We start from the raw sequence: 22,002 nt of genomic DNA, 5'->3' as shown, positions 1-22,002 counted from the left end.
GAGAGACATGGAAGCCGTACAGACATCGGAAATCAGGTGGTGGAAGGCGAGCAAGCCGGTCGAGATGGCCGAGTTCGGCGCGCCGGTGAAACTGAGCATCGATGGCGTCGAGGTCGAGGCGCCGGCAGGTGCGTCGGTCCTTAACGCCGCGACCGCCGCGGGTCTCTACATTCCTGCGCTGTGCGCGCACCCCGACCTCCCGCCTGCCGGCCAACGTGGCGCCGGCGACGGCGGCTGCAATCTCTGTATGGTCGAGATCGCAGGCGTCGACGGAGTGGTGAAAGCTTGTTCGACCGCTGTCACGGCCGGCATGGTCGTCACCACGAAGTCGCAGGCAATCCAGGAAGTGCGCCAGACCAGCCTCGCGAAGATCCTCGGCCCGCACCCCCATGTCTGCCTGACCTGTCCGCAGCGCGACGGCTGTTCGCGCTCGCAGTGCTCCTACGGCAACCCGCAGGAGACGCGCTGCTGCACGATCTTCTCGTCCTGTGAGTTGCGCAAGGTTTCCGACTACATCGGTATTCCCAACACGACCCCGCCATACAAGCCCGTTCAGCTGCCGATCATCAAGGACGAGCCCTTCTTCGACCGCGACTACAACCTGTGCATCGACTGCCGCCGCTGCCTCGTCGCTTGTAACGACGTGCGGGGCGTGGGCTGTCTGGAAGTGAAGGAAGTTGAGACGCCGCAGGGCAAACGCACCTATGTCGGCACCATCGCACCGACGCTGATCGAATCCGGCTGTACCTTCTGCCAGGCCTGTGTGACCGTGTGTCCGACCGGCGCACTGATGGACCGCACCCTCGACCCCGCGAAGCGCGAGGAGTCGATGGTGCCGTGCAAGAGCGCCTGTCCGGCCGGCATTGACGTGCCGCGCTACGTACAGCTCGCCGCAGAAGGCAAGTACGGCGAGGCGATCGCGGTCGTTCGCGAGAAGCTCCCGTTCCCGGGCATCCTCGGCCGCGCCTGTTTCGCGATGTGCGAATCGGCCTGCCGCCGCAAGGATCTGGACGATCCGCTGTCGATCCGCAACCTGAAGCGCATCGCCGCCGACAACGACACGGGAATCTGGCGCGAGCATGCGAAGAAGCTGCCGGCGACCGGCAAGAAGGCCGCGGTGATCGGCGCTGGCCCTGCCGGCCTGACGGTGGCGTATTACCTCGCCAAGCAGGGGCACGGCGTGACCATCTTCGACGCACAGCCGGCCGCGGGCGGCATGGCGCGCTATGGCATCCCGTCGTACCGCGTGCCGGCCGAAGTGATCGACAACGAGGTCGCGGAAGTGTCTGCGCTCGGCGTCGAGTTCCGCTACGGCGCCAAAGTGGAAAGCGTCGATACGCTGTTCAATGACGGCTACGGTGCGGTGTTTGTCGGTATCGGCGCACAGGGCGGCGACAGGCTCGGTATCCCGGGCGATGACCTGCCGGGCGTGGTCGACAGCCCGACCTACCTGAAAGCCGTGACGATGGGTCTCGTGAATACGCCCGAGGGCATCCAGACCGGCAAGAAGGTGGCGGTGATCGGCGGCGGCAACGTCGCGACCGACAACGCGCGTTCCTCGCGCCGCTTCGGCGCCGATGTGGACATGGTGTATCGCCGCACTCGCGAAGAGATGCCGGCGCGCCTGGAGGAATTCGAGGGCTGCGTGGAGGAGGGCGTGAATATCCGCTACCTGCTCGCACCGAAGAAGATCGAGCCGGGCACCAACGGCTTCCGGCTGCAGATCACCTACGCGAAGATGGCGCTCGGCGAGGCCGATGCGTCGGGCCGCCGCAAGCCGGTCGAGACCGGCGAGGAGGTGGTCGAAGGCGTGGATCTGGTGATCGCCGCGATCGGACAGTTCCCGAACCGCTTCGAAGGCTTCGGCGTCGAGACCGACCGCAAGGGCCGTATCACGGTGCGCGAGGATTCGATGCTGACGAGCCGGCCCAAGGTCTATGCCGGTGGCGACTGCGTGCTCGGACCGTCGACGCTGATCGAGTCGGTCGCCCAAGGGCGTGTCGCGGCTTCCGCGATGGACATCGTGCTCGGTGGCGACGGAGACATCTCCGAAGTGCTGTTGCGCGACGGTTGGGACACCAGCCCGTACATCGGTCGCAAGGAAGGTTTCAACAAGATCCGCAAGTTCCACCCGATCATGCTGGCGCCCGAGCAGCGCACCGGCTGGGACGAGGTCGAGCTGGGCTTTGACGACGCGACTGCCCGGGCAGAGGCAGCACGCTGCTTCAAGTGCAACCTCGCGCCGAAGATCGCTGAGGCGGTGCTGCCGCCCGAGTCTTCGCTGAAGTTCGACGAGGCGACGATTGCGTCGGTGCCGACCGAGTCGGGTGTGTTCCAGCTCCTCGATGCCGAGAAGAATGTGCTGATGATCAAGGGCGTCGAGAACCTGCGCGACGGGCTGATGGAACAGCTCGAACGCGGCGGTGACGCGACGAACTTCGTGTTCGAGGAAGCAGCGCTCTTCACTTCCCGCGAGAGCCAGATGATCCAGGCCTACCTGCAGCAGTACGGGAAGATGCCGGGCGGAGGATCCGACGAACTCGACGATCTGTTCTGATCGGAGGCCGCCATGGGACAGGTCATCGATTTCTGGTCGGCGGAGGAGGTCCGCCCGGCCATCAAGCCGGAAGCCAAGTGCCGGTGCACGAACTGCGGCGCGGATCTGTGGCACATCCGCTGCGACGGCGAGGTGTGCTGTGCGGACTGCGATGCGGTGTGTCCGTACCGGCTGCAGATGAAGAACGAGAACTGAAGTTACGCGAACACGCGCTGAGCGAACGAGAACGAGGGGACACATCAATGAGTAATGCGCAATTCCAGTTCATCACCTACGGCGTGGCCGACGGCCTTGCGACGCTGACGATCAACCGTCCGCCGTTCAACGTCCTCGACATCCCGACGATGGAGGAAATGAACGTCGCGCTGGACCTGTGTCTGGCCGACAACAGCGTGAAGCTGCTGATGCTCACCGGTGCGGGTGAGAAGGCCTTCTCGGCCGGCGTCGAAGTGGCCGACCACACGCCGGACAAGGTCGATCGCATGATCGAAGTCTTCCATGGCATTTTCCGCCGCATGCAGCAACTGCAGATCCCGACGCTGGCGGCGGTAAACGGCGTGGCACTGGGTGGCGGCATGGAAGTGGCGATCGCGTGCGACATGCTCGTCGCCGCGTCCAACGCGAAGTTCGGCCAGCCCGAGATCAAACTGGCGGTGTTCCCGCCGATCGCGGCGGTGCTGCTGCCGCGCCTGGTGCCGCCGGCCCGTGCCCTCGAACTGCTGCTGGGCGGCGAGAACATCGGGGCCGACGAGGCGAAGGCGATCGGCCTGGTGAATCGCGTGTTCGCCAAGGAAACGTTTGCGGCCGACGTGCAGGCCTTTGTTGCCCCCTTCATGGGACTGAGTCGTGCCGCGCTGGCGAGCACCCGCAAGACGATCCGCGCTGTTGCAGACAAGCCCTTCGGTGCTGCGCTGGACACCGCCGAGAACATCTATCTGAAGGAACTGATGAATACCGACGACGCGAAGGAGGGGCTCGCGGCCTTCCTCGAGAAGCGCAAGCCGGTATGGCGCAATTCCTGATCCGGTAATCCCAATCATTTCCCCACTCACGAACGACATTCACAAACGGAGACAAGCGTGATTCCGGAATTCATCGATACCTGGCAGATGACCGAGCCCGGCAAGCTGCTGAAGACCCGAGTACCGATGCCCGAGCTGCAAGCGGGCGATGTGGTGGTGAAGATTGCAGGCTGTGGCGTGTGTCACACCGACCTGTCGTACTACTACATGGGCGTGCCGACGGTGCAGAAGCCCCCGCTGTCGCTGGGACACGAGATCTCCGGCACCGTGATCGGCGGCGAGCCGTCGATGATCGGCAAGGAAGTGATCGTGCCCGCGGTGATCCCGTGCGGCGAGTGCGAGCTGTGCAAGACCGGCCGCGGCAACCGCTGCCTTTCGCAGAAGATGCCGGGCAACTCGATGGGCATCTATGGCGGGTATTCGAGCCACATCGTCGCGCAGTCCAAGTATCTGTGCGTGGTCGAGAATCGTGGTACCACGCCGCTGGAGCACCTTGCGGTGGTTGCGGACGCAGTCACCACGCCTTATCAGGCAGCGGTGCGCGCGGACCTGAAGAAGGACGATCTCGTGATCGTCATCGGCGCAGCAGGTGGCGTCGGCAGCTTCATGGTGCAGACGGCCAAGGGCATGGGTGCGAAGGCCGTCATCGGCATCGACATCAATGAAGAAAAGCTGACGATGATGAAGGACTTCGGTGCCGACTTCATCATCAACCCGAAGGACAAGAGCGCGAAGGACGTCAAGGAGCTGTTCAAGGGCTTCTGCAAGGAGCGCGGCCTGCCGTCGAACTACGGCTGGAAGATCTTCGAGGTCACCGGAAGCAAGCCCGGCCAGGAGCTCGCGCTGTCGTTGCTGTCCTTCACCGGCAAGCTCGTGATCGTTGGTTACGGCACCGCCGAAACCACCTACATGCTGTCGAAGCTGATGGCTTTCGATGCGGAAATCATCGGTACCTGGGGCTGCCCGCCGGACCGCTACGCCGCGGTGCGCGACATGTGCCTGGACGGCCGCATCAAGCTCGGACCTTTCGTCGAAACGCGTCCGATGAGCCAGATCGAGCAAGTGTTCGACGAGGCGCACCACGGCAAGCTCAAGCGCCGGGTCATCCTGACGCCCGATTTCTGATCACGCACACCACTGGATATAACAGGAGACATCACATGGCACTCGATTGGCTGCCCCGCGACAACGAAACCAAGGATCACGCCCTGCTCGGTCACGAGCATTTCGGCACCGAGGCGCCCTCGGTCATCTTCGAAAAGCGTCCCGTGACGGACCCCCAGGGTAATCAGGTTCCGGGCCTGTACGCCGCGTGGATCATTCTCAACAACCCGAAGCAGTACAACTCCTACACGACCGAGATGGTCAAGGGCGTCATCGCCGGGTTCCAGCGTGCCTCCGGGGATCGCACGGTCACGGCGGTGGTGTTCACCGCGATGGGCGACAAGGCGTTCTGCACCGGCGGCAACACCGAGGAATACGCGTCCTACTATGCCCGCCGCCCGAACGAGTACGGCGAGTACATGGATCTGTTCAACGCCATGGTCGACGGCATCCTGAACTGCAAGAAGCCGGTGATCTGCCGCGTCAATGGCATGCGCGTCGGCGGCGGCCAGGAAATCGGCATGGCGACCGACATCACGATCACGTCCGACATGGCGGTGTTCGGCCAGGCCGGCCCGAAGCACGGCAGCGCGCCGGACGGTGGCTCCACGGACTTCCTGCCGTGGATGCTCAACATGGAAGACGCGATGTACAACTGCATCTCGTGCGAGCCGTGGAGCGCGTACAAGATGAAGTCGAAGAACCTCATCACCAAGGTCGTGCCGGTGCTGAAGAACAAGGACGGCGAATGGGTCCGCAACCCGCTCGTCCGCACCGATGCCTACGTCGATGACGGCGAGCTGGTCTACGGCGAGCCGGTCGCGGCCGACAAGGTCCAGGCGGCAAAGGAGCTGATCGGCCAATGCACGACCGATTTCTCGCGCCTCGACGCGGAAGTCAATGCACTCGTGTGGAAGTTCACGAACCTCTTCCCGCAGTGCCTGATCAAGTCGATCGACGGCATCCGCGGCAAGAAGAAGTTCTTCTGGGACCAGCTGAAGCTCGCCAACCGGCATTGGCTCGCGGCGAACATGAACCACGAGGCGTACCTCGGCTTCACTGCCTTCAACAACAAGAAGGCGACCGGCAAGGACGTCATCGATTTCATCAAGTTCCGCCAGCTTGTCGCCGAAGGCGCCATGTTCGACGACAACTTCGCCGAGCAGGTCCTGGCAAAGCCCAAGGCCTGATGCCTGGGCAGCTAAACGTTTTATAAGGTCTCTCCCTTCCCGGGGTGGTGGATGCAGCATCGGCTGCCTCTTCCCACCCCGGCCTTTTCTCTACCGGGGGAGCATTGCAGTTCACCGGCGGTTTGACGACCGCCATGCAGTGATAGGGGACTCGCATGCAGTTGAAGGACAGGGTCGCAGTTGTGACCGGAGCGGGACAGGGCATCGGGGCGGCCGTTGCGAAGGCCTATGCAAAAGAAGGTGCGAAGGTTGCGGTGATCGATCTCGATCAGGCGACCGCAGACCGCGTGGCCGGACAGATCGTCGAAGCCGGCGGACAGGCGATCGGCGTAGCCTGCGACGTTTCGAATCGCGAGCAGGTGGAAGCGATGGCCGCGAAGGTCAATGCCGAATGGGGCCGCATCGACATCCTCGTCAATAACGCCGGCATCACGCGCACGGCGATGCTCAACAAGATGACGCCGGACCAGTGGAACCAGGTGCTGGGGGTTCACCTTACCGGGGCGTTCAACTGCCTGCAGGCCGTGGTCGGCGGCATGATCGAGCGCCAGTACGGACGCATCATCTACGTGACTTCCACCGCCGGCGTGCTCGGCACGATCGGACAAATCAACTACAGCGCGGCCAAGGCCGGCGTGCTCGGCATGACCAAGAGCACCGCGAAGGAGCTCGCGCGCTACAACATCACCGCGAATGCGATCGCGCCCGGAGCGGCCACGCCGATGACCGAGACGATCCGCACGGACGAACGATTCAAGGAAAAGTACCTCGACCGAATTCCCCTCGGGCGCTGGGCCGAACCGGAGGAAATCACTCCGGTGTTCGTGTTCTTCGCATCCGACGCGTCGGGCTATGTGACAGGACAGATCCTGGCAGCGGACGGTGGATTGACGATTCACTGAGATATCCGCAGCGCCGCCCGGGTCAGTGATCCGGTTGTTAAGACATCCGTTCGCCCTGAGCTTGTCGAAGGGCGGTGGTGGGCTTCGACATGCTCAGCCCGAACGGCAGTTGTCTGTCGACCCAGACCAAGCAGAGGAGGAGCAAATGGCAGAACTCAGCGTCGCGGATCAAAGTGTCAGTCCTCCGCGCATCACCATCCCGCGCGAGTACAACGCCGCGCACGACCTCATCGAGCGCAACCTGCGCGCGGGCCGTGGCGGCAAGACCGCAGTGATCGACCGCGCGGGAAGCTATACCTATGCGCAACTTGCCGAGCGCGTCGATCGCTTTGCGCACGCCTTGGGCGAAATGGGCATGCGCATGGAAGAGCGGGTACTGCTGTGCCTGCTCGACACCATCGATTTTCCGACGGCCTTCCTTGGCTGTATCAAGGCCGGGGTCGTGCCGATTCCCGTCAACACACTGCTGACGGCATCCGATTACACCTACATGCTGCGCGACAGTCGTGCGCGCGGCCTCGTGGTTTCGTCGGCCCTCTTGCCGGCCTTTGCCAATGCGATCGAGGCGAGCCCCTTCATCAAGAACGTCGTCGTTTCCGGCGGCGATTCGGGCACGCGTGGCGGGCATGTCGACTTCGCCGAACTCATCGCTGCCCCGCGGCCGCCGTATGAGGCGGCACAAACCTGTTGCGACGATCCCTGTTTCTGGCTGTATTCGTCGGGTTCCACCGGTGCGCCCAAAGGCACTGTGCATCTACATTCCAGCCTGATCCAGACGGCCGAGCTTTACGCGAAGCCGATCCTTGGCGTGTGCGAGAACGATGTCGTATTCTCGGCTGCGAAGCTGTTTTTCGCTTACGGACTGGGCAATGGCCTGACCTTCCCGTTCGCGGTGGGTGCCACGGCCGTGCTCATGGATGAACGTCCGACGCCGGATGCGGTTTTCCGCGTGCTGCGCGAGCACCAGCCGACGATCTATTGCGGCGTGCCGACGCTATATGCATCGATGTTGGCGAGCCCGATCCTGCCGGGACGCGAGGAGCTGTCGATCCGGCGCTGTACCTCCGCCGGCGAAGCCCTCCCCGCCGAAGTGGGCAATCGCTGGACTGAGCATTTCGGCGTCGAGATCCTCGACGGACTGGGTTCGACCGAGATGCTGCACATCTTCTTGTCGAACAGGTCGGGGGACGTTCATTACGGCACCAGCGGCAGGCCGGTGCCGGGCTATGAGCTGCGCCTGATCGGCGATGATGGGGAGGACGTGGCTCAGGGCGAAGCGGGCGAACTCCAGGTGCGCGGCCCGACTAGCGCCGCTCTTTATTGGAACAACCGTACGAAGAGCCGCGAGACCTTCGTCGGCCAATGGACGCGCAGCGGCGACAAGTACAGCCAGGACGCAGAAGGCAACTACGTGTACGCCGGGCGCAACGACGACATGCTCAAGGTCGGCGGCATCTACGTCTCGCCGATCGAGGTCGAGTCTGCCCTCATCACGCATGCCGCGGTGCTCGAAGCGGCCGTGGTCGGGAAGGCGGACGATGACGGCCTGATCAAGCCGCTGGCTTTCGTCGTGCTCAAGCCCGGCCGCATGCCCGCATCCGAGCTGGCGGACGAGCTGAAGCTCCACGTCAAGAGCAAGCTCGCGCCGTACAAGTACCCCCGTTGGCTGGAATTCGTCGACGAGCTGCCCAAGACGGCCACCGGAAAGATCCAGCGATTCAAGCTGCGTTCGCTGTCAGGGGCGTAGATCCCGCGCGAAAAAAACATAACCAGAGCCGCTCAAGCGGCCTCACCAAAGGAGGAGTGTGAAATGGAGCAAGGATTCAATCGCCGTCGTTTCCTGCTGTCCACTGCCGGTATCGCGGGGGGCCTCGCCCTGCCCGGGGCACCACTGTTCGCCCAGAGCGCCAACAAGATCCGCGTCGGCCTGATGCTGCCGTACACGGGAACCTACGCGGCACTGGGAAATGCGATCACCAACGGGTTCAAACTCGCCGTGGAGCAGGGCGGGGGCAAGCTCGGCGGGCGTGAGATCGAGTACTTCACCGTCGATGACGAATCCGACGCGGCAAAGGCGCCCGAGAACGCCAATAAGCTGATCAAGCGCGACAACGTCGACGTCCTCATCGGCACGGTGCATTCGGGCGTGGCGCTCGCGATGACGCGCGTGGCGCGCGAGACCAAGACGCTGCTGATCGTGCCGAACGCCGGCGCGGACGAGATTACCGGTCCGCTGTGTTCGCCCAACATCTTCCGTACGTCCTTCTCCGCCTGGCAGCCTGCCTACGCGATGGGGCAAGTGATGGCCGAGAAAAAGCACAAGAACGTCGTCACGCTGAGCTGGAAATACTCCTTCGGGGAGCAGTCGGTCGCGGGCTTCAAGGAGGCCTTCGAGAAGGCGGGGGGCAAGGTCGTGAAGGAAATGTACCTGCCCTTCCCGAACGTCGAATTCCAGCCCTATCTGACCGAAATCGCTGCGCTCAAGCCCGACGCCGTGTTCGTGTTCTTCGCGGGTGGTGGAGCGGTCAAGTTCGTGAAGGACTACGACGCCGCGGGTCTGAAGAAGACCATTCCGCTGTATGGCTCCGGTTTCCTCACCGACGGGACGCTGGAAGCGCAGGGCGATTCGGCCGAAGGCATCCTGACCACCCTGCATTACGCGGACGGGCTCGACATCGCGAAGGACAAGGCTTTCCGTACCGCCTACGCGATGGCGTACAGGATGCAGCCCGATGTGTATTCCGTGCAGGGCTATGACGCGGCGCAGCTCTTCGCCGCGGGCCTGGCCGGCGCTGGCGGCGACGTCACGAAGCGCGAGGCGCTGATCGCGGCGATGGAGAAGGCGACCATCGACAGCCCGCGCGGACGCTTCACATTGTCGAAGGCGCACAACCCCGTGCAGGACATCTATCTCCGCAAGGTGGAGGCGAAGCAGAACAAGGTTGTTTCGGTCGCTGCGAAGGCACTGGCCGATCCGGCACGCGGCTGCCGGATGTAACCCGGTTGCCAGCCCCGGCGGGGCTTGTGCGGGCGCGTGCAACAAAGGGGGCGCCCCCGCGCGGAATAAGCCTCGCCGGCGCGGCACCACTGCCTCGTCAGGCGTTCGCCCGTGTGGTGGCGAACGCCCGCTCCGCTTCACCTTCACTCGGGTGCCAGAGGCACCCGGAGGGATATGGCGATGGATTTCTCGACCTTCCTGATCCAGCTGCTGAACTCGCTTCAATACGGGCTGCTGCTGTTCCTGGTGGCCAGCGGACTGACGCTGATCTTCGGCATCATGGGCATCATCAACCTCGCCCACGGCAGCTTCTACATGATGGGCGCCTACATGGCGTTCTCGCTCACGTCCCTCTCGGGGAATCTCCTCGTCGCAATTCTGGTGGGAATCGTGCTGAGCGTGCTGATCGGCTTCCTTCTGGAATGGGCGCTGTTCAGCAGATTGTATAAACGCGACCACCTCGATCAGGTCCTCCTCACCTATGGCTTGATCCTGATCTTCGAGGAACTTCGCAGCCTGCTCGTCGGCGACGACGTGCATGGCGTACCGATCCCCGAGCTGCTGTCGGCGTCGATCCAGCTGAGCGACACGCTGAATTATCCGGTGTATCGCCTGTTCATGTCCGCCGTCTGCATCCTGCTTGCGATCGTCATGTACTGGTTGATCCGCTACACCCGCCTCGGGATGATGATCCGCGCGGGCAGTTCGAACCGCGAGATGGTGCAGGCGCTGGGCATCAACATCGACCTGATCTACCGCATCGTATTCGGACTCGGCGTCACCCTCGCGGCATTCGCGGGGATGCTCGCTGCCCCGGTGTCATCGGTTTATCCCGGCATGGGCAACCAGGTGCTGATCATTTGCTTCGTGGTCGTCGTGATCGGCGGCGTGGGTTCCGTATGGGGGGCGCTGGTGGCGGCGCTGCTAATCGGCCTGGCCGACACTTTCGGCAAGGTGATCGCACCCGATTACGCGGGCCTCGCCGTCTATGTGCTGATGGCCGCGGTGCTGCTGTGGCGGCCCGAAGGCATCTTCCGGAGGATCTGACCATGCCGCTGCCCGCAAGGAAGAAGCGCAACTACCTGCCGCTCGTGCTGCTGGTGCTGGCCCTGTTCCCGATGTTCGGCTCGGGCTACTACAACGAGTTGATCGCAAAGATCATGATCATGACGATCTTCGCGATGAGTCTGGACCTGTTGGTCGGCTTCACGGGGCTCGTGAGTTTCGGCCACGCGGCGTTTTTCGGGGTGGCCGCCTACAGCGTGGTGCTGCTGTCGCCAAAGTACGATCCCGCAAATCTATGGCTGGTGCTGCCCGCGGCCATCCTCACCGGTGCCGCGGTCGCCTTTGTCGTAGGGCTCTTCGTGCTACGCACGAAGGGGATCTACTTCATCATGGTCACGCTCGCCTTCGCGCAGATGATCTACTTCGTGTTTCACGATACGCCGCTGGGCGGGGGCTCGGACGGCGCCTTCCTCAACGTGAAACCGGAGCTGCGCATCGGCGAAACGGTGCTGCTCGACCTCAACGAGCCGATGCAGTTCTACTACGTCGTGCTGGCCTTCCTGGTCGTGGCCTACGTGTTCCTGCGCGTGCTGCTGCGTTCGCCGCTCGGGCACGCGCTTGCGGGCATCCGCAGCAACGAGCACCGCATGCTGTCGCTGGGCTTTCCGGTTTTCCTGTACAAGCTCGCTGGTTTCGTGACGGCGGGCGGAATCGCCGGGCTGGCCGGCTTCTTCTCCGCCTGCCAGTACGGTTTCGTCACTCCGGAAATCCTCTCCTGGCACCAGTCGGGCAACGTGCTGCTGATGGTGATCCTGGGAGGCATGGGCACCCTCAACGGCGCCGCGATCGGAGCCTTCGCCTTCGTCGTGCTGCAGGAGGTGTTCTCTGCGCTGACGAAGCACTGGCAACTGCTGATGGGCGCCGTCATCGTGACCGTGGTAATGGTGCTGCCGGGGGGGCTGTCGAGCCTTCCCAAGCGCCTCAAGGGCCTGCTGATCGGGGGAGGCAACCGCAATGGCTGAGCTCGTTCTCTCGGCGCGCGGCATGTCGCGCCGCTTCGGCGGTCTGTACGCCAACCGGGATGTCTCGCTGGACATGCACAAGGGCATGCTGCACGCCGTCCTCGGGCCGAACGGCGCCGGCAAGTCGACGCTGATCAACCTGCTGTCCGGCGACCTGCCCCCGACGGCGGGGCAGATCCTCTACCGCGGCCAGGACATCTCGGGCTGGAGTCCGGACAAGCGTTCGCGTGCCGGGATCGGCCGCAGCTACCAGCGCACCAATATCTTTCCCGCCTTCACGGTATTCGAGAACTGCCGCCTCGCCGCACAGTCGCGGGCACCGCGCGCGCTGCGCGTTTTCTCGAAAGCCGTATCGTTCGCCGACCTGTGCGACGCTGCTGACCGCGCCATCGAGCAGGCCGGCCTTGCCGCGCGGCGCGACGTGGTCGCGGCGACCCTCAGCCATGGCGAGCAGCGACAGCTGGAAATCGCGATGGTGCTCGCGACCGCGCCATCGGTGCTGCTGCTTGACGAGCCCCTTGCAGGCATGGGCCCCGAGGAGTCGCAGTCGATGGTCGCACTGCTCAAGAAGCTCACGCCGGATCACGCCATCCTGCTCGTCGAGCATGACATGGATGCGGTCTTTGCGGTCGCCGACGTGATCACGGTGATGGTGACGGGGCAGGTGCTCGAAAGCGGCCCCCCGGACCAGATCCGCGACAGTGTCGCCGTTCAGGAAGCCTACCTGGGTGAAGGGGAGCCGGACGATGAGTGATGTACTTCTGGAGGCGGAAGGGCTGCACACCTTCTACGGCAGCAGCCACATCCTGCACGGCATCGATTTCCGTATCAGCCGCGGCGAGACGGTCGGCCTGATGGGGCGCAACGGCATGGGCAAGACCACGCTCATCCGCAGCATGCTCGGTCACGTGCGCCCGCGCCACGGTCGGGTTGCGGTGCGCGGCAAGACGATGACTGGCGCGCGGCCCTATCTCATCGCGCGCAAGGGCGTCGCCTACGTGCCCGAGGGCAGGGGGATCTTCCCGAACCTGTCGGTGCGCGAGAACCTGATCATGGCGGCGAAAGCGGGCGTCGATGGGCGGCGCGACTGGACCTACGAGCGCGTGCTGGATACCTTCCCGCGGCTGGGCGAACGGATCACGAACGGCGGTAACCAGCTTTCCGGCGGCGAGCAGCAGATGCTGACGATCGGGCGCGCGCTGATGACGAATCCGGACCTCCTGATCCTCGACGAGGCCACCGAGGGGCTGGCGCCGCTGATCGCCAAGGAGATCTGGTACATCGTTCGCCAGATCCGTGCCACCGGCATCGCCACCATCGTGATCGACAAGAATCACGCTGCGGTTACCTCAATCTCCGATCGCAACGTCATCCTCGTGAAGGGCAAGGTGGCCCACGAGGCGAGCAGCGCCGAACTGCGCGCGAACCCGGAGCTGCTTCACAAACATCTGGGCGTGAGCTGACCGCCCATCACAGAACTGCGCGGCTCCGCGAGAAGCCCAGCGGTATTACAACGATATCTGGAGACACGGCGGCATGAGAAACATCGATGTACATAAGCTGATAGACGAAGCGAAGTTCAATCGCTTCCACTGGCAGGTCCTGTTCTGGTGTGCCCTGATCATCATCTTCGACGGCTACGACCTCGTCATCTACGGCGTGGTGCTGCCGGTGCTGATGAAGGAATGGGGGCTGACGCCGATCCAGGCCGGGACGCTCGGCAGCTACGCCTTGTTCGGCATGATGTTCGGCGCACTGATCTTCGGTCCGATGTCCGACCGCTTTGGACGCAAGAGGGTGATTGCGCTGTGCGTGACCCTCTTCAGCCTGTTCACGTTTATCAACGGCTTCGCACGTGACGCCACCGAATTCGCGGTCTGTCGCTTCATCGCAGGACTGGGAATTGGCGGCGTGATGCCGAACGTCGTCGCCCTGATGACCGAGTATTCACCGAAGAAGTTGCGCACCACGCTGGTCGCGATCATGTTCAGCGGCTACTCCGTGGGCGGCATGCTGTCGGCGGGGCTGGGGATGTACCTAATCCCGGCGTACGGCTGGTCATCCGTGTTCTTCGTTGCGGGGCTCCCGCTGCTGTTGCTGCCGGTGATCTTCTACCTGCTGCCCGAATCCATTGGTTTCCTGCTGCACGCCAAACGTGACCGGGAGGCGGCCATCCTGCTCGCGCGCGTCGAAGAGCGCTTCGTTCCTCAGCCCGGAGACCGTTACGACTTCCCGACCGGAAAGACCGGCCATGTGCCCTTGGTGGCGCTGTTCAAGCACGGCCGCGCGCTAAGTACGATCATGTTCTGGGTGGCCTTCTTCATGTGCCTGCTGATGGTTTACGCGCTAGCGTCGTGGCTGCCGAAGCTGATGACGCAGGCGGGGTATGGTCTCGGCTCCAGCCTGTCCTTCCTGTTGGTGCTGAACCTCGGAGCCATCTTCGGCGCAGTGGGAGGCGGTGTCGTAGCGGATCGTCTGCACCTGAAGACGGTGTTGATGATCTTCTTCGTGATCGGCTCTGTGTCGATCAGCCTGCTCGGCTACAAGAGCCCCACCTCGGTGCTGTACGTGCTTGTCGCGCTCGCCGGAGCGACCACCATCGGTTCGCAGATCCTGCTGTACGCGTATGCGGCGCAGTTCTATCCGATGGCGATCCGCTCGACCGGCATCGGCTGGGCCTCGGGCGTGGGCCGCAGCGGTGCGATTCTCGGTCCCATCGTCGGCGGCACGCTGCTCGCCATGGCGATGCCGCTGCACTTCAATTTCCTGTTCTTTGCGATTCCCGGAGCGATTGCGGCGTTCGCAGTGTCGCTGATCGCGCGCAATGCGCTGCATGCGCCCGATGAAGAGGAGCCGCTCGCCTTTGCCGGTGAACTCGGCGTCGTGACCGAGTAAGAACGGCGAAGCTGCTCGCCCGATGGCTAGGGCGGGCAGCTTCATGCATTTGGGGGTCTGGCCCGCACCCCGCATGTCGCACGCGATCCGCACCAGGGCGCAGAGATTCAGGAACCGGCTGCTACCGGCCAGGCATTGCGCAGGTGACGAGGTCGGCGGACACTATCGTCCTCCGGCGTAGCCCTTGTCCTTGCATCGGCCCGTCTTTAGCTGCGCGGTGCGCGCCGTGCGGAAAACCGACTCATCACGAAACCATGAATCGATCCATCCTGATTGCGGGCAGCCTGCTCGCCGCGCTCGGGGTAGCCCTCGGAGCCTTCGGCGCCCACGGCCTGCGCAACGTGCTCGGGGCAGCCGAGCTCGGGTGGTGGAACACCGCAGTGCAATACCAGATGTGGCACGCGACCGGCCTGCTCGCGCTCGGTGCCTGGCGGCTACCGAACGCGGGGTCTGCCGCGGTTCTGCTGGTGCTCGGCACCCTCGTCTTTTCCGGCAGCCTCTACGTCATGGCACTGAGCGGCTGGCGAATGCTGGGAATGATCACCCCGATTGGCGGCACGCTGATGATCGCCGGCTGGCTGCTCCTCGCGTGGCGGGCGCTGCGCGGATAGGGACGCTGCTCAGCGCACCACGGGTTGGTTCGGCAACTGGTTTGCACGCCCGCTGCCTTCGGCACCGGCTTCCGTCGAGGGAAAAGCCATGCGTAGCACCGCATCCACTGCGTCGATCGTGCGTTCCAATCCTGCCGCGTAGCGACCGGCGCGAAAATCCGGAGTGGCCTCGTCGATCATGCGTCGCCATTCGTCTTCGCTCACGGTCCGCGCCACGGCGCGGTCGGCCACAATCTCGATGCGGTGCTCGGCGAGCTGCAGGTAGATCAGGACGCCATTATTGAGTTCGGTATCCCACACGCGCAATTTTCCGAACAGCGTCACTGCCCGTTCCCGCACGACGGTGGCGATCGGGGCGCCCCTCAGATGGCGCCACAGATAGCTCAACGGCAGACTGGCCTCCACGCACACGCAGATTTCCCCCGTGTGCTGCCGTTCGCTGTCGCGCACGCGCACCTCCAGGCGCTGCAGCGTGTCCGGCCCGACGATCCGCCGGGCGTCGCCGGCGTCCAGCCAAAGGTGACGGAACAGGCGGGCGAGGGCGCTCATCACCATCCCTCCGTCATGGCGTTGATCCTCGTTACCATCGACCCGACGCGCCTCCGCCGCCAAAGCTGCCGCCTCCGCCCGAACCGAAGCCCCCGCCCCCGAAGCCGCCACGACCTCTGCCGCCCCAGATGATCGGTCCGCCGGGACCGCCGCGGCCACCGCGTCCGCCCCCGCCGGTGCCGAGCACGAAGACGAAGATGATGGCGAGCACACCGACGATGATGCCCAGCACGAGGCTGCCGAGCAGAAATTTGGCGAGGAAGCCGAAGACGCCCCCGGTTGCCAATGCGCCGAGCTTGCGGCCAAGCACCGCGACGAGCATGCCGCCGACTATGGGCACGCCGAACATGAGCAGGACTCCGATGTCCTGAAACGATCCCGATCCGCCCGAGTCGCGTCCGTCCGGTTCCGGCAGGGCCAGGTTCTCGCCGCGGATGCGTGCGAACAAGGCCTCGACACCGGCCTCGATACCGGCGGCGAACTGACCTTGGCGGAAGGCCGGCGTGATGGCGCGGTCGATGATGTGGAAGGCTGCCAGGTCGGGAACCGCTCCTTCGAGGGCGCGGGCGACCTCGATGCGCACGCGCCGGTCATCCTTGGCGACTACCAGCAGGAGGCCGTCACCGATATCGCGTCGGCCGATCCTCCATTCGGCCGCCACGCGATTGGCGAAGGCGGCGATATCCTCGGGCGCGGTCGTCGCCACGATCAGGACGACAATCTGGCTGCCGCGCTCGGTTTCGAATCGGCCAAGCTTGTCTTCGAGCGCTTGCCGTTCGGCGGACGACAGTGTTCCCGTCTGGTCGATGACGCGCGCCGTCAGCTTCGGAACGGGGATCAATTCCTGCGCGCCGGCAGCGCCCGCCCAGAACCCCAGCGCGAGCATGCACAAGGCGAGGCGCAGGGCGCATCCGATCGCGCGCATGGAAGGGAGGAGGGCCGGCATCAAGGGCAGGGGAGTGGGCGCTTCAACGCTTGGGCGCACTGCCACTGAAATCGACTGCGGGAGGGCTCGAAATCGCCTGCTCGTTCGCGACGGTGAACCCTGCCTTGGGAGCGTAGCTGAAGACCATCGCCGTCAGATTGGTCGGAAAGCTGCGAGCGAGGACGTTGTATTCCTGGATGGCCTTGATGTAACCGTTGCGCGCGACGGTGATGCGGTTCTCGGTGCCTTCGAGCTGGACCCGCAGGTCCTGGAAGGCCTGGTTGGCCTTCAGGTTCGGGTAGTTTTCGGCGACGACGAGCAGGCGCGACAGGGCGCTGCCCAGCTGGCCCTGTGCTTGCTGGAAGCGTTCCATCGCCTGCGGGTCGGCAAGCATTTCGGGGGTGACTTGGATCGAAGTCGCCTTCGCCCGCGCTTCGATCACCTTCGTGAGCGTTTCCTGCTCGAAGTTCGCCTCACCCTTGACGGTGGCGACAAGGTTGGGAATAAGGTCGGCCCGCCGCTGGTACTGGTTCAGCACCTCGGCCCAGGCTGCCTTGCTTTGCTCGTCAAGCCGCTGGAAATCGTTATAACCGCAGCCCGCGGTGCTCAGCGCAACCGCGACGGCGGCGACCGAAGCCAGTCGGCGCAGAAAGGATCTCGACACGTCACACTCCCAGGATCAGGTTTGCCGCGCAAGGCGGCGCGCGGTGTGGCGCACCGCCAATGTCGGACGTCACACCCGATATGCGGGAGTAATGATACCCCGCCGCGTGCCGCTTGCACCGGTGGGATAAGCGCGCCGACCCCTTGGCCGCTCAGTCGCCGCGCTTCTTGTCGAATCCGTGAGGCATCACGGTATCGATCGAAATCACGTTGCTGCCACCCATCCACGGCAGGGTCGGGACGCGCAGGCGCATCGAAAGCCTCGTCGCCTCGGCGCCGGGCTCGTCCTCCGAGCGGCAGAACGGGATTACCGTGGACTCGATCTTGGGTACCCACGGGAGCTCGACCTGTCGACGTTCGGGGCGTGGCGCACGCACTCGCCCGGTAGCAGGCGTCCGCTCGATTTCCGGCCCGTGCTGTCCGAGCCATGTTGCCCAGGACTGTATCCATAGGTTGATCCACGGCATCCCCGTCCACACTGCAGCAATATCGCCGAATGGCCATGCAGCGCGGGATTCGTCGGAAGTGGCGTCGACAGGGGGGGCATGTGCGGACTCGTGGGCTACGGCTTTCTTCGGCATGGTCGGCTCCTCTGCATCGGGATTGGCAATTTCCTGTATAGAGCAAATCATTGACCGACAGCAAGCGTTGCCCAAGGGCTGAGTGGCCGCACGTGCGCTATCTGGGCTGCGGAACGATGCGCAAATAGGGCTTGGGTGCCTCCCATCCGTCCGGGAAGCGGGTTTTTGCTTCCTCGTCGGAGACCGACGGCACGATTATCACGTCCTCGCCCGGTTTCCAGTTGACCGGCGTCGCCACCTTGTACTTCGCGGTGAGCTGGATCGAGTCCAGCACCCGCAGGACCTCGTCGAAGTTGCGGCCGGTACTCATCGGGTAGGTGAGCATCAGCTTGATCTTCCTGTCCGGCCCGATCACGAACACCGAACGCACCGTCAGGTTGTCCTGCGCCGTTCGGTCCTGAGCGCTGCCGCTGGCGTTGGGGTGGATCATGTCGTAAAGCTTGGCCACCTTGAGGTCCGGGTCGCCGATCAGCGGGTAATTGATGCGATGCCCCTGCGTCTCCTCGATATCCTTCGACCAGCGGTCGTGGTCACTGACGCAGTCCACACTCAGACCGATGATCTTGGTGTTGCGCTTGTCGAATTCCTCCTTGAGTCCCGCCATATACCCGAGTTCCGTGGTGCAGACAGGGGTGAAGTCCTTCGGATGCGAGAACAGGATTGCCCACCCGTCCCCGATCCACTCATGAAACCGGATCGTTCCCCGCGTCGTTTCCGCCGTGAAGTCCGGCGCGTCGTCGCCTAATCGCAATGCCATGGCAAACCTCCACGCATTAGTGGCTCCCTGTCCTTCCCGTCTCCTGTTGTACGTCTGTGCCCGCCCAGAGCCCGGTCGATACGTAGCGTTCGCCGGTATCCGGCAGCAGCGTGGCAATGCAGCGCAAGCGATCTTCGAGCGCGACCCGGCATGCGACATGCACCAGCGCGCCTGCGGACGGGCCGACGAACAGGCCGGTCTTGGCCAGCTTCCGGCACATCGGGATCGCATCCTCCATGCACACCGGCAGACGGCGGTCGATCAGGCTCTCGTCGAGGATCGCCGGCACCATGTCGCCCGGATGGCCGAGCGGCTTGAGGCCCTCGATGCCGGGGAATTCGTCGGGGATCGCCGCGATCACGACCGTTGCCGGATGCGCTTCCTTCAGCCGGCGCGCGACGCCCGTGAGCGTGCCGCCGGTGCCGATGCCGGCAACGAACGCATCCGGCGGCCTGCCGGTGCTCGCCATAACGCCCCGCAGCAGTTCCGGACCGGTAGTGTCGTAATGTGCACGCCAGTTCTCAGGATTCGAATACTGATCGCAGTACCAGTAGCGCTCGGGGTGATCGCGCGCGAGGCGGCGCGCCTCGGCCACTGCAAAGTCGTAGCCTTCGAGCGGATCGGTGAGGATCAGTTCGGCGCCGCTGGCGCGGATGCGGTCGAGGCGTTCGCGGCTGGCGTTGCCCGGCACGACGAGCGTAACCGGCACACCCAAGGCCGCACCGTACAGCGCGTACGAGATGCCCGCGTTGCCGGACGACGAATCGAGCAGTCGCCGGCCGGCGTCGAGGCGGCCGGTCTGCAGGGCCTTCATCAGCATGCGCACGACTGGTCGGTCCTTGATCGATCCGCCGGGATTGACGGCTTCGAGCGTGGCGAACACGCGGCAACCCGGCGCCTGCTCACGTACGGCGTGGATCTCGACCAGCGGGACGTGACCGACGCCGGAGAGCAGGGCGGATTCGCGGATCGGGATCGCTGCCATGTCCGTCTTCCCTTGCGACGCGCTTAAACCGCCGTCGCGCAGAACGCTTCGTAGTCGACGTAGCCGGGGAATGCACGCCCTTCGGCGCACAGCTCGCAATCCGGCCTTGCGGATAGCCGATACTCGTCGAATCGGGCGCGCAAGGCGTCGTAATGCAGCAGCCGCCCGACCAGCGGGTCGCCCAGATCCAGCAGCAGCTTGATCGTCTCGACCGCTTCGAGCAGCCCCACGACCCCGGGCAGCACGCCCAGCACGCCCGCGTCGGCGCACGAGGGCGCGAACTCGGCGGGCGGCGGTTCCGGATAGAGACAGCGATAGCACGGGCCGCGGCGGGCCGGGTAATGCGGCCAGAATACCGTCACCTGGCCCTCGAAGCGGTACACCGAGCCATGCACGCACGGAATCTGCAGGCGCACGCTGGCGTCGTTGACGAGGTAGCGGGTAGGGAAGTTGTCCGAGCCGTCGACCACCACGTCGTAACCTTCGAGAATGCGCTCGACGTTGGACGCACTCAGGCGCTCGAGGTAGGTCGCGACCTTCACCGCGGGATTGAGGCCTTGCAGCGTGCGGCGCGCGGAGTCGACCTTGGGCTGGCCGATGCGCTCGTCGTTGTGGAGGATCTGCCGCTGCAGGTTGGAGCGATCGACGATGTCGTGATCGACGATGCCGAGGGTGCCGACGCCGGCCGCGGCGAGGTACAGGGCCGCCGGAGACCCGAGGCCTCCGGCGCCGACCAGCAGCACGCGGCTGTCCAGCAGCCGTCGCTGCCCGGCTTCCCCGACCTCCGGCATCGCCAGATGCCGCGCATAGCGCTCGCGTGCGTGCGAATCGAGGCCGCGCGGGGTCTCGAAGGGCAGGCCTTCGGCCTTCCAGCGGGAGAAACCGCCCGCCACCGACGCGACCTTGCGATAACCGAGCCGCTGCAGGCCTTCGGCGGCGAACAGGGAGCGCACACCACCGCCGCACAGCACGAGCAGCGTCCGCTCGGTATCGGGGATGGCTTCCTCCACGCGCAGCTCGAGAAATCCGCGGCCGATGCGCAAAGCGTCGCGGGGGCTGCCCTGCGCGATCTCGTCCGCCTCGCGCACGTCGATCAGCGCCGCCCCTTGCGCTTGCAGGGCGAAAGCTTCGCGCGGATCGATCTCCGGTATGCTCGCCCTCAGTTCCGCGATCCGCCGCTCGCGTGCGCCGCCGGCCCCACCGGCTACCGCCGGAACGATCGCGAGCACTGCGCCGTCATGGGGCAGGGGGGCAGCGAGTCCACCCAAGTCTCGTACATTGTCCGATCCGAGGTAGATGTTCACGAAGGGGCGCAGTGATCCGTCCCCCGCGCACACGCGCGGCAGCAGTCCTTCGTGACGATGGGCCAGAGCCTGCAGCGCGTCGCCGACCGTGGCGGCGTCGACCTCGACTTCGTCTGCGCCACCGGTGTAAGCGCGCAAGGGAGTCGGAATGCGAACGATGACATGGCTCATGACAACACCTCCTCTTCGCCGAACGTTTGGCCCTCGAGCCGCCATGAGCGCAACTCGGTGGCCACGCCGGCCTTGACCGAGACGATCGGATAGGACCAACCCGCCCACGCGAATTCCCGGTCCGTAACCGAAGGGTGGGGCGGGTGGTCGGGATGGGAATGCCAAACGCCAACCACCTGCAGTCCGCTGGCGGCCGCCGCGTACTCGGCATCGAGATAATCCTGCGGTTCGATCAGGAACCGATCCGCGGTGCGCTCCGGGTGAACATTGCGGGCGGCACGGACCGCGCACACAGTCACGGCTTCGCCGTCCTGCCGCCCCAGCAGGATTCCGCACACCTCATCGGGGTAGCCCGTCTGCGCGGCGGCGATGATCGTGTCGCGCAGAGGGGGAGGCAGTCGCAAGCTCGCCATGGCGGGACCCTCGTTACAGAACGCAATAACCGACTAAATCCGTCTACTTTGGAATGCGATCGGGCCGCCTGAGTTCGCGACGCGCGCCCTCGCGGAGCAAATTTCGGTCGGAGTGGCACACCGGTCGTCGTTCATTGCGGCCAATCGCCCGTGATCTATATCTGAATCATGGACGGCTCAGCCGGACGGGGCAGGGCGCACGGCAGGACATCGAAGATGAAGCGAAGAAGGTGGCTGTGGCCGGGGCTGATCCTCGTTGGCGTCGCTCTTGGTGGCCAGTCCGACGGGGGCGGACAGCTTGGCCATCGGAAGGTCGCCGGCTTGCCGCCAGGGTTCGACGCCGGGGCG

Annotated in this window: 22 protein-coding genes; 14 read left to right on the top strand and 8 right to left on the bottom strand. The window is 64.6% G+C overall.

Annotation, left to right across the window (positions count from 1 at the left end; all coding sequences use genetic code 11):
* Positions 1-7 precede the first annotated feature (7 nt).
* The 14 genes from ToN1_RS23870 to ToN1_RS23805 all read left to right on the top strand — a co-directional run bounded on the left by ToN1_RS23870 (position 8) and on the right by ToN1_RS23805 (position 15,306).
* Positions 8-2,557: an FAD-dependent oxidoreductase gene (locus ToN1_RS23870; RefSeq protein WP_244860877.1), complete on the top strand. Its 2,550-nt coding sequence runs from the start codon at positions 8-10 to the stop codon at positions 2,555-2,557.
* A 12-nt stretch (positions 2,558-2,569) separates the two neighbouring features.
* Positions 2,570-2,752: a hypothetical protein gene (locus tag ToN1_RS23865; protein WP_018991499.1), complete on the top strand. Its 183-nt coding sequence runs from the start codon at positions 2,570-2,572 to the stop codon at positions 2,750-2,752.
* A 47-nt stretch (positions 2,753-2,799) separates the two neighbouring features.
* Complete coding sequence (locus tag ToN1_RS23860) at positions 2,800-3,579, top strand: enoyl-CoA hydratase/isomerase family protein (RefSeq protein WP_169205577.1); 780 nt, start codon at positions 2,800-2,802, stop codon at positions 3,577-3,579.
* Positions 3,580-3,636: 57 nt separating this feature from the next.
* Positions 3,637-4,704 carry a 6-hydroxycyclohex-1-ene-1-carbonyl-CoA dehydrogenase gene (gene had, locus ToN1_RS23855; RefSeq protein WP_169205578.1) on the top strand — a complete coding sequence of 356 codons (1,068 nt, stop codon included), beginning with the start codon at positions 3,637-3,639 and terminating at the stop codon, positions 4,702-4,704.
* Between the two features lie 35 nt (positions 4,705-4,739).
* A complete protein-coding gene (gene oah, locus ToN1_RS23850) occupies positions 4,740-5,873 on the top strand; it encodes a 6-oxocyclohex-1-ene-1-carbonyl-CoA hydratase (protein WP_169205579.1) in 1,134 nt (377 codons plus the stop codon).
* 155 nt (positions 5,874-6,028) lie between these two features.
* On the top strand, positions 6,029-6,775 hold the full coding sequence (locus ToN1_RS23845) for an SDR family NAD(P)-dependent oxidoreductase (RefSeq protein WP_169205580.1): 747 nt from the start codon (positions 6,029-6,031) through the stop codon (positions 6,773-6,775).
* A gap of 145 nt (positions 6,776-6,920) precedes the next feature.
* Positions 6,921-8,522 carry a benzoate-CoA ligase family protein gene (locus ToN1_RS23840; protein ID WP_169205581.1) on the top strand — a complete coding sequence of 534 codons (1,602 nt, stop codon included), beginning with the start codon at positions 6,921-6,923 and terminating at the stop codon, positions 8,520-8,522.
* Positions 8,523-8,585: 63 nt separating this feature from the next.
* Entirely contained in the window at positions 8,586-9,773 is a 1,188-nt protein-coding gene (locus ToN1_RS23835; protein WP_169205582.1) for an ABC transporter substrate-binding protein, read from the top strand.
* Positions 9,774-9,953: 180 nt separating this feature from the next.
* Positions 9,954-10,820: a branched-chain amino acid ABC transporter permease gene (locus ToN1_RS23830; protein ID WP_169205583.1), complete on the top strand. Its 867-nt coding sequence runs from the start codon at positions 9,954-9,956 to the stop codon at positions 10,818-10,820.
* A gap of 2 nt (positions 10,821-10,822) precedes the next feature.
* Complete coding sequence (locus ToN1_RS23825; protein ID WP_210147923.1) at positions 10,823-11,800, top strand: branched-chain amino acid ABC transporter permease; 978 nt, start codon at positions 10,823-10,825, stop codon at positions 11,798-11,800.
* Positions 11,793-12,554: an ABC transporter ATP-binding protein gene (locus ToN1_RS23820; RefSeq protein WP_169205584.1), complete on the top strand. Its 762-nt coding sequence runs from the start codon at positions 11,793-11,795 to the stop codon at positions 12,552-12,554. The genes ToN1_RS23825 and ToN1_RS23820 overlap by 8 nt, the downstream gene beginning before the upstream one ends.
* Positions 12,547-13,263: an ABC transporter ATP-binding protein gene (locus ToN1_RS23815; protein ID WP_169205585.1), complete on the top strand. Its 717-nt coding sequence runs from the start codon at positions 12,547-12,549 to the stop codon at positions 13,261-13,263. Before ToN1_RS23820 ends, ToN1_RS23815 begins: the two co-directional genes overlap by 8 nt.
* Before the next feature lie 73 nt (positions 13,264-13,336).
* The gene (locus ToN1_RS23810) at positions 13,337-14,695 is read left to right on the top strand and encodes an MFS transporter (protein ID WP_169205586.1); all 1,359 of its coding nucleotides are present in this window, start codon (positions 13,337-13,339) and stop codon (positions 14,693-14,695) included.
* A gap of 254 nt (positions 14,696-14,949) precedes the next feature.
* A complete protein-coding gene (locus tag ToN1_RS23805) occupies positions 14,950-15,306 on the top strand; it encodes a DUF423 domain-containing protein (RefSeq protein WP_169205587.1) in 357 nt (118 codons plus the stop codon).
* Between the two features lie 9 nt (positions 15,307-15,315).
* On the opposite strand, the gene ToN1_RS23800 is transcribed toward ToN1_RS23805, so the two are convergent.
* From ToN1_RS23800 to ToN1_RS23765, 8 genes are all read right to left on the bottom strand, one after another.
* The gene (locus tag ToN1_RS23800) at positions 15,316-15,855 is read right to left on the bottom strand and encodes a TPM domain-containing protein (RefSeq protein ID WP_169205588.1); all 540 of its coding nucleotides are present in this window, start codon (positions 15,853-15,855) and stop codon (positions 15,316-15,318) included.
* A gap of 31 nt (positions 15,856-15,886) precedes the next feature.
* Entirely contained in the window at positions 15,887-16,780 is an 894-nt protein-coding gene (locus ToN1_RS23795) for a TPM domain-containing protein (RefSeq protein WP_169205589.1), read from the bottom strand.
* Between the two features lie 43 nt (positions 16,781-16,823).
* Positions 16,824-17,444, bottom strand: coding sequence for a LemA family protein (locus ToN1_RS23790; RefSeq protein ID WP_210147922.1), 621 nt, complete (start codon positions 17,442-17,444; stop codon positions 16,824-16,826).
* Positions 17,445-17,595: 151 nt separating this feature from the next.
* Positions 17,596-18,024: a hypothetical protein gene (locus ToN1_RS23785; protein ID WP_169205590.1), complete on the bottom strand. Its 429-nt coding sequence runs from the start codon at positions 18,022-18,024 to the stop codon at positions 17,596-17,598.
* 97 nt (positions 18,025-18,121) lie between these two features.
* A complete protein-coding gene (locus tag ToN1_RS23780; RefSeq protein ID WP_169205591.1) occupies positions 18,122-18,781 on the bottom strand; it encodes a peroxiredoxin in 660 nt (219 codons plus the stop codon).
* A gap of 16 nt (positions 18,782-18,797) precedes the next feature.
* Positions 18,798-19,766: a PLP-dependent cysteine synthase family protein gene (locus ToN1_RS23775; protein WP_169205592.1), complete on the bottom strand. Its 969-nt coding sequence runs from the start codon at positions 19,764-19,766 to the stop codon at positions 18,798-18,800.
* A 23-nt stretch (positions 19,767-19,789) separates the two neighbouring features.
* A complete protein-coding gene (gene moeB, locus ToN1_RS23770; protein ID WP_169205593.1) occupies positions 19,790-21,241 on the bottom strand; it encodes a molybdopterin-synthase adenylyltransferase MoeB in 1,452 nt (483 codons plus the stop codon).
* Positions 21,238-21,654 carry a M67 family metallopeptidase gene (locus ToN1_RS23765; protein WP_169205594.1) on the bottom strand — a complete coding sequence of 139 codons (417 nt, stop codon included), beginning with the start codon at positions 21,652-21,654 and terminating at the stop codon, positions 21,238-21,240. The genes moeB and ToN1_RS23765 overlap by 4 nt, the downstream gene beginning before the upstream one ends.
* Positions 21,655-22,002 lie beyond the last annotated feature (348 nt).

It is taken from the genome of Aromatoleum petrolei (assembly GCF_017894385.1).
GTDB classification, from domain to species: Bacteria; Pseudomonadota; Gammaproteobacteria; order Burkholderiales; family Rhodocyclaceae; genus Aromatoleum; species Aromatoleum petrolei.
The sequence above is the reverse complement of the archived record's forward strand: the minus strand, read 5'-3'. Positions and strand labels throughout refer to the sequence as shown.

Coding starts and splice junctions, on each gene's coding strand:
- ToN1_RS23840 (WP_169205581.1), top strand. CDS start 6,921: ATGGCAGAACTCAGCGTCGCGGATCAAAGTGTCAGTCCTCCGCGCATC.
- ToN1_RS23795 (WP_169205589.1), bottom strand. CDS start 16,780: ATGCGCGCGATCGGATGCGCCCTGCGCCTCGCCTTGTGCATGCTCGCG.
- ToN1_RS23825 (WP_210147923.1), top strand. CDS start 10,823: ATGCCGCTGCCCGCAAGGAAGAAGCGCAACTACCTGCCGCTCGTGCTG.
- ToN1_RS23815 (WP_169205585.1), top strand. CDS start 12,547: ATGAGTGATGTACTTCTGGAGGCGGAAGGGCTGCACACCTTCTACGGC.
- ToN1_RS23800 (WP_169205588.1), bottom strand. CDS start 15,855: ATGAGCGCCCTCGCCCGCCTGTTCCGTCACCTTTGGCTGGACGCCGGC.
- ToN1_RS23810 (WP_169205586.1), top strand. CDS start 13,337: ATGAGAAACATCGATGTACATAAGCTGATAGACGAAGCGAAGTTCAAT.
- ToN1_RS23820 (WP_169205584.1), top strand. CDS start 11,793: ATGGCTGAGCTCGTTCTCTCGGCGCGCGGCATGTCGCGCCGCTTCGGC.
- ToN1_RS23860 (WP_169205577.1), top strand. CDS start 2,800: ATGAGTAATGCGCAATTCCAGTTCATCACCTACGGCGTGGCCGACGGC.
- ToN1_RS23830 (WP_169205583.1), top strand. CDS start 9,954: ATGGATTTCTCGACCTTCCTGATCCAGCTGCTGAACTCGCTTCAATAC.
- oah (WP_169205579.1), top strand. CDS start 4,740: ATGGCACTCGATTGGCTGCCCCGCGACAACGAAACCAAGGATCACGCC.
- ToN1_RS23865 (WP_018991499.1), top strand. CDS start 2,570: ATGGGACAGGTCATCGATTTCTGGTCGGCGGAGGAGGTCCGCCCGGCC.
- ToN1_RS23870 (WP_244860877.1), top strand. CDS start 8: ATGGAAGCCGTACAGACATCGGAAATCAGGTGGTGGAAGGCGAGCAAG.
- ToN1_RS23835 (WP_169205582.1), top strand. CDS start 8,586: ATGGAGCAAGGATTCAATCGCCGTCGTTTCCTGCTGTCCACTGCCGGT.
- ToN1_RS23805 (WP_169205587.1), top strand. CDS start 14,950: ATGAATCGATCCATCCTGATTGCGGGCAGCCTGCTCGCCGCGCTCGGG.
- ToN1_RS23780 (WP_169205591.1), bottom strand. CDS start 18,781: ATGGCATTGCGATTAGGCGACGACGCGCCGGACTTCACGGCGGAAACG.
- ToN1_RS23775 (WP_169205592.1), bottom strand. CDS start 19,766: ATGGCAGCGATCCCGATCCGCGAATCCGCCCTGCTCTCCGGCGTCGGT.
- ToN1_RS23845 (WP_169205580.1), top strand. CDS start 6,029: ATGCAGTTGAAGGACAGGGTCGCAGTTGTGACCGGAGCGGGACAGGGC.
- ToN1_RS23785 (WP_169205590.1), bottom strand. CDS start 18,024: ATGCCGAAGAAAGCCGTAGCCCACGAGTCCGCACATGCCCCCCCTGTC.
- ToN1_RS23765 (WP_169205594.1), bottom strand. CDS start 21,654: ATGGCGAGCTTGCGACTGCCTCCCCCTCTGCGCGACACGATCATCGCC.
- moeB (WP_169205593.1), bottom strand. CDS start 21,241: ATGAGCCATGTCATCGTTCGCATTCCGACTCCCTTGCGCGCTTACACC.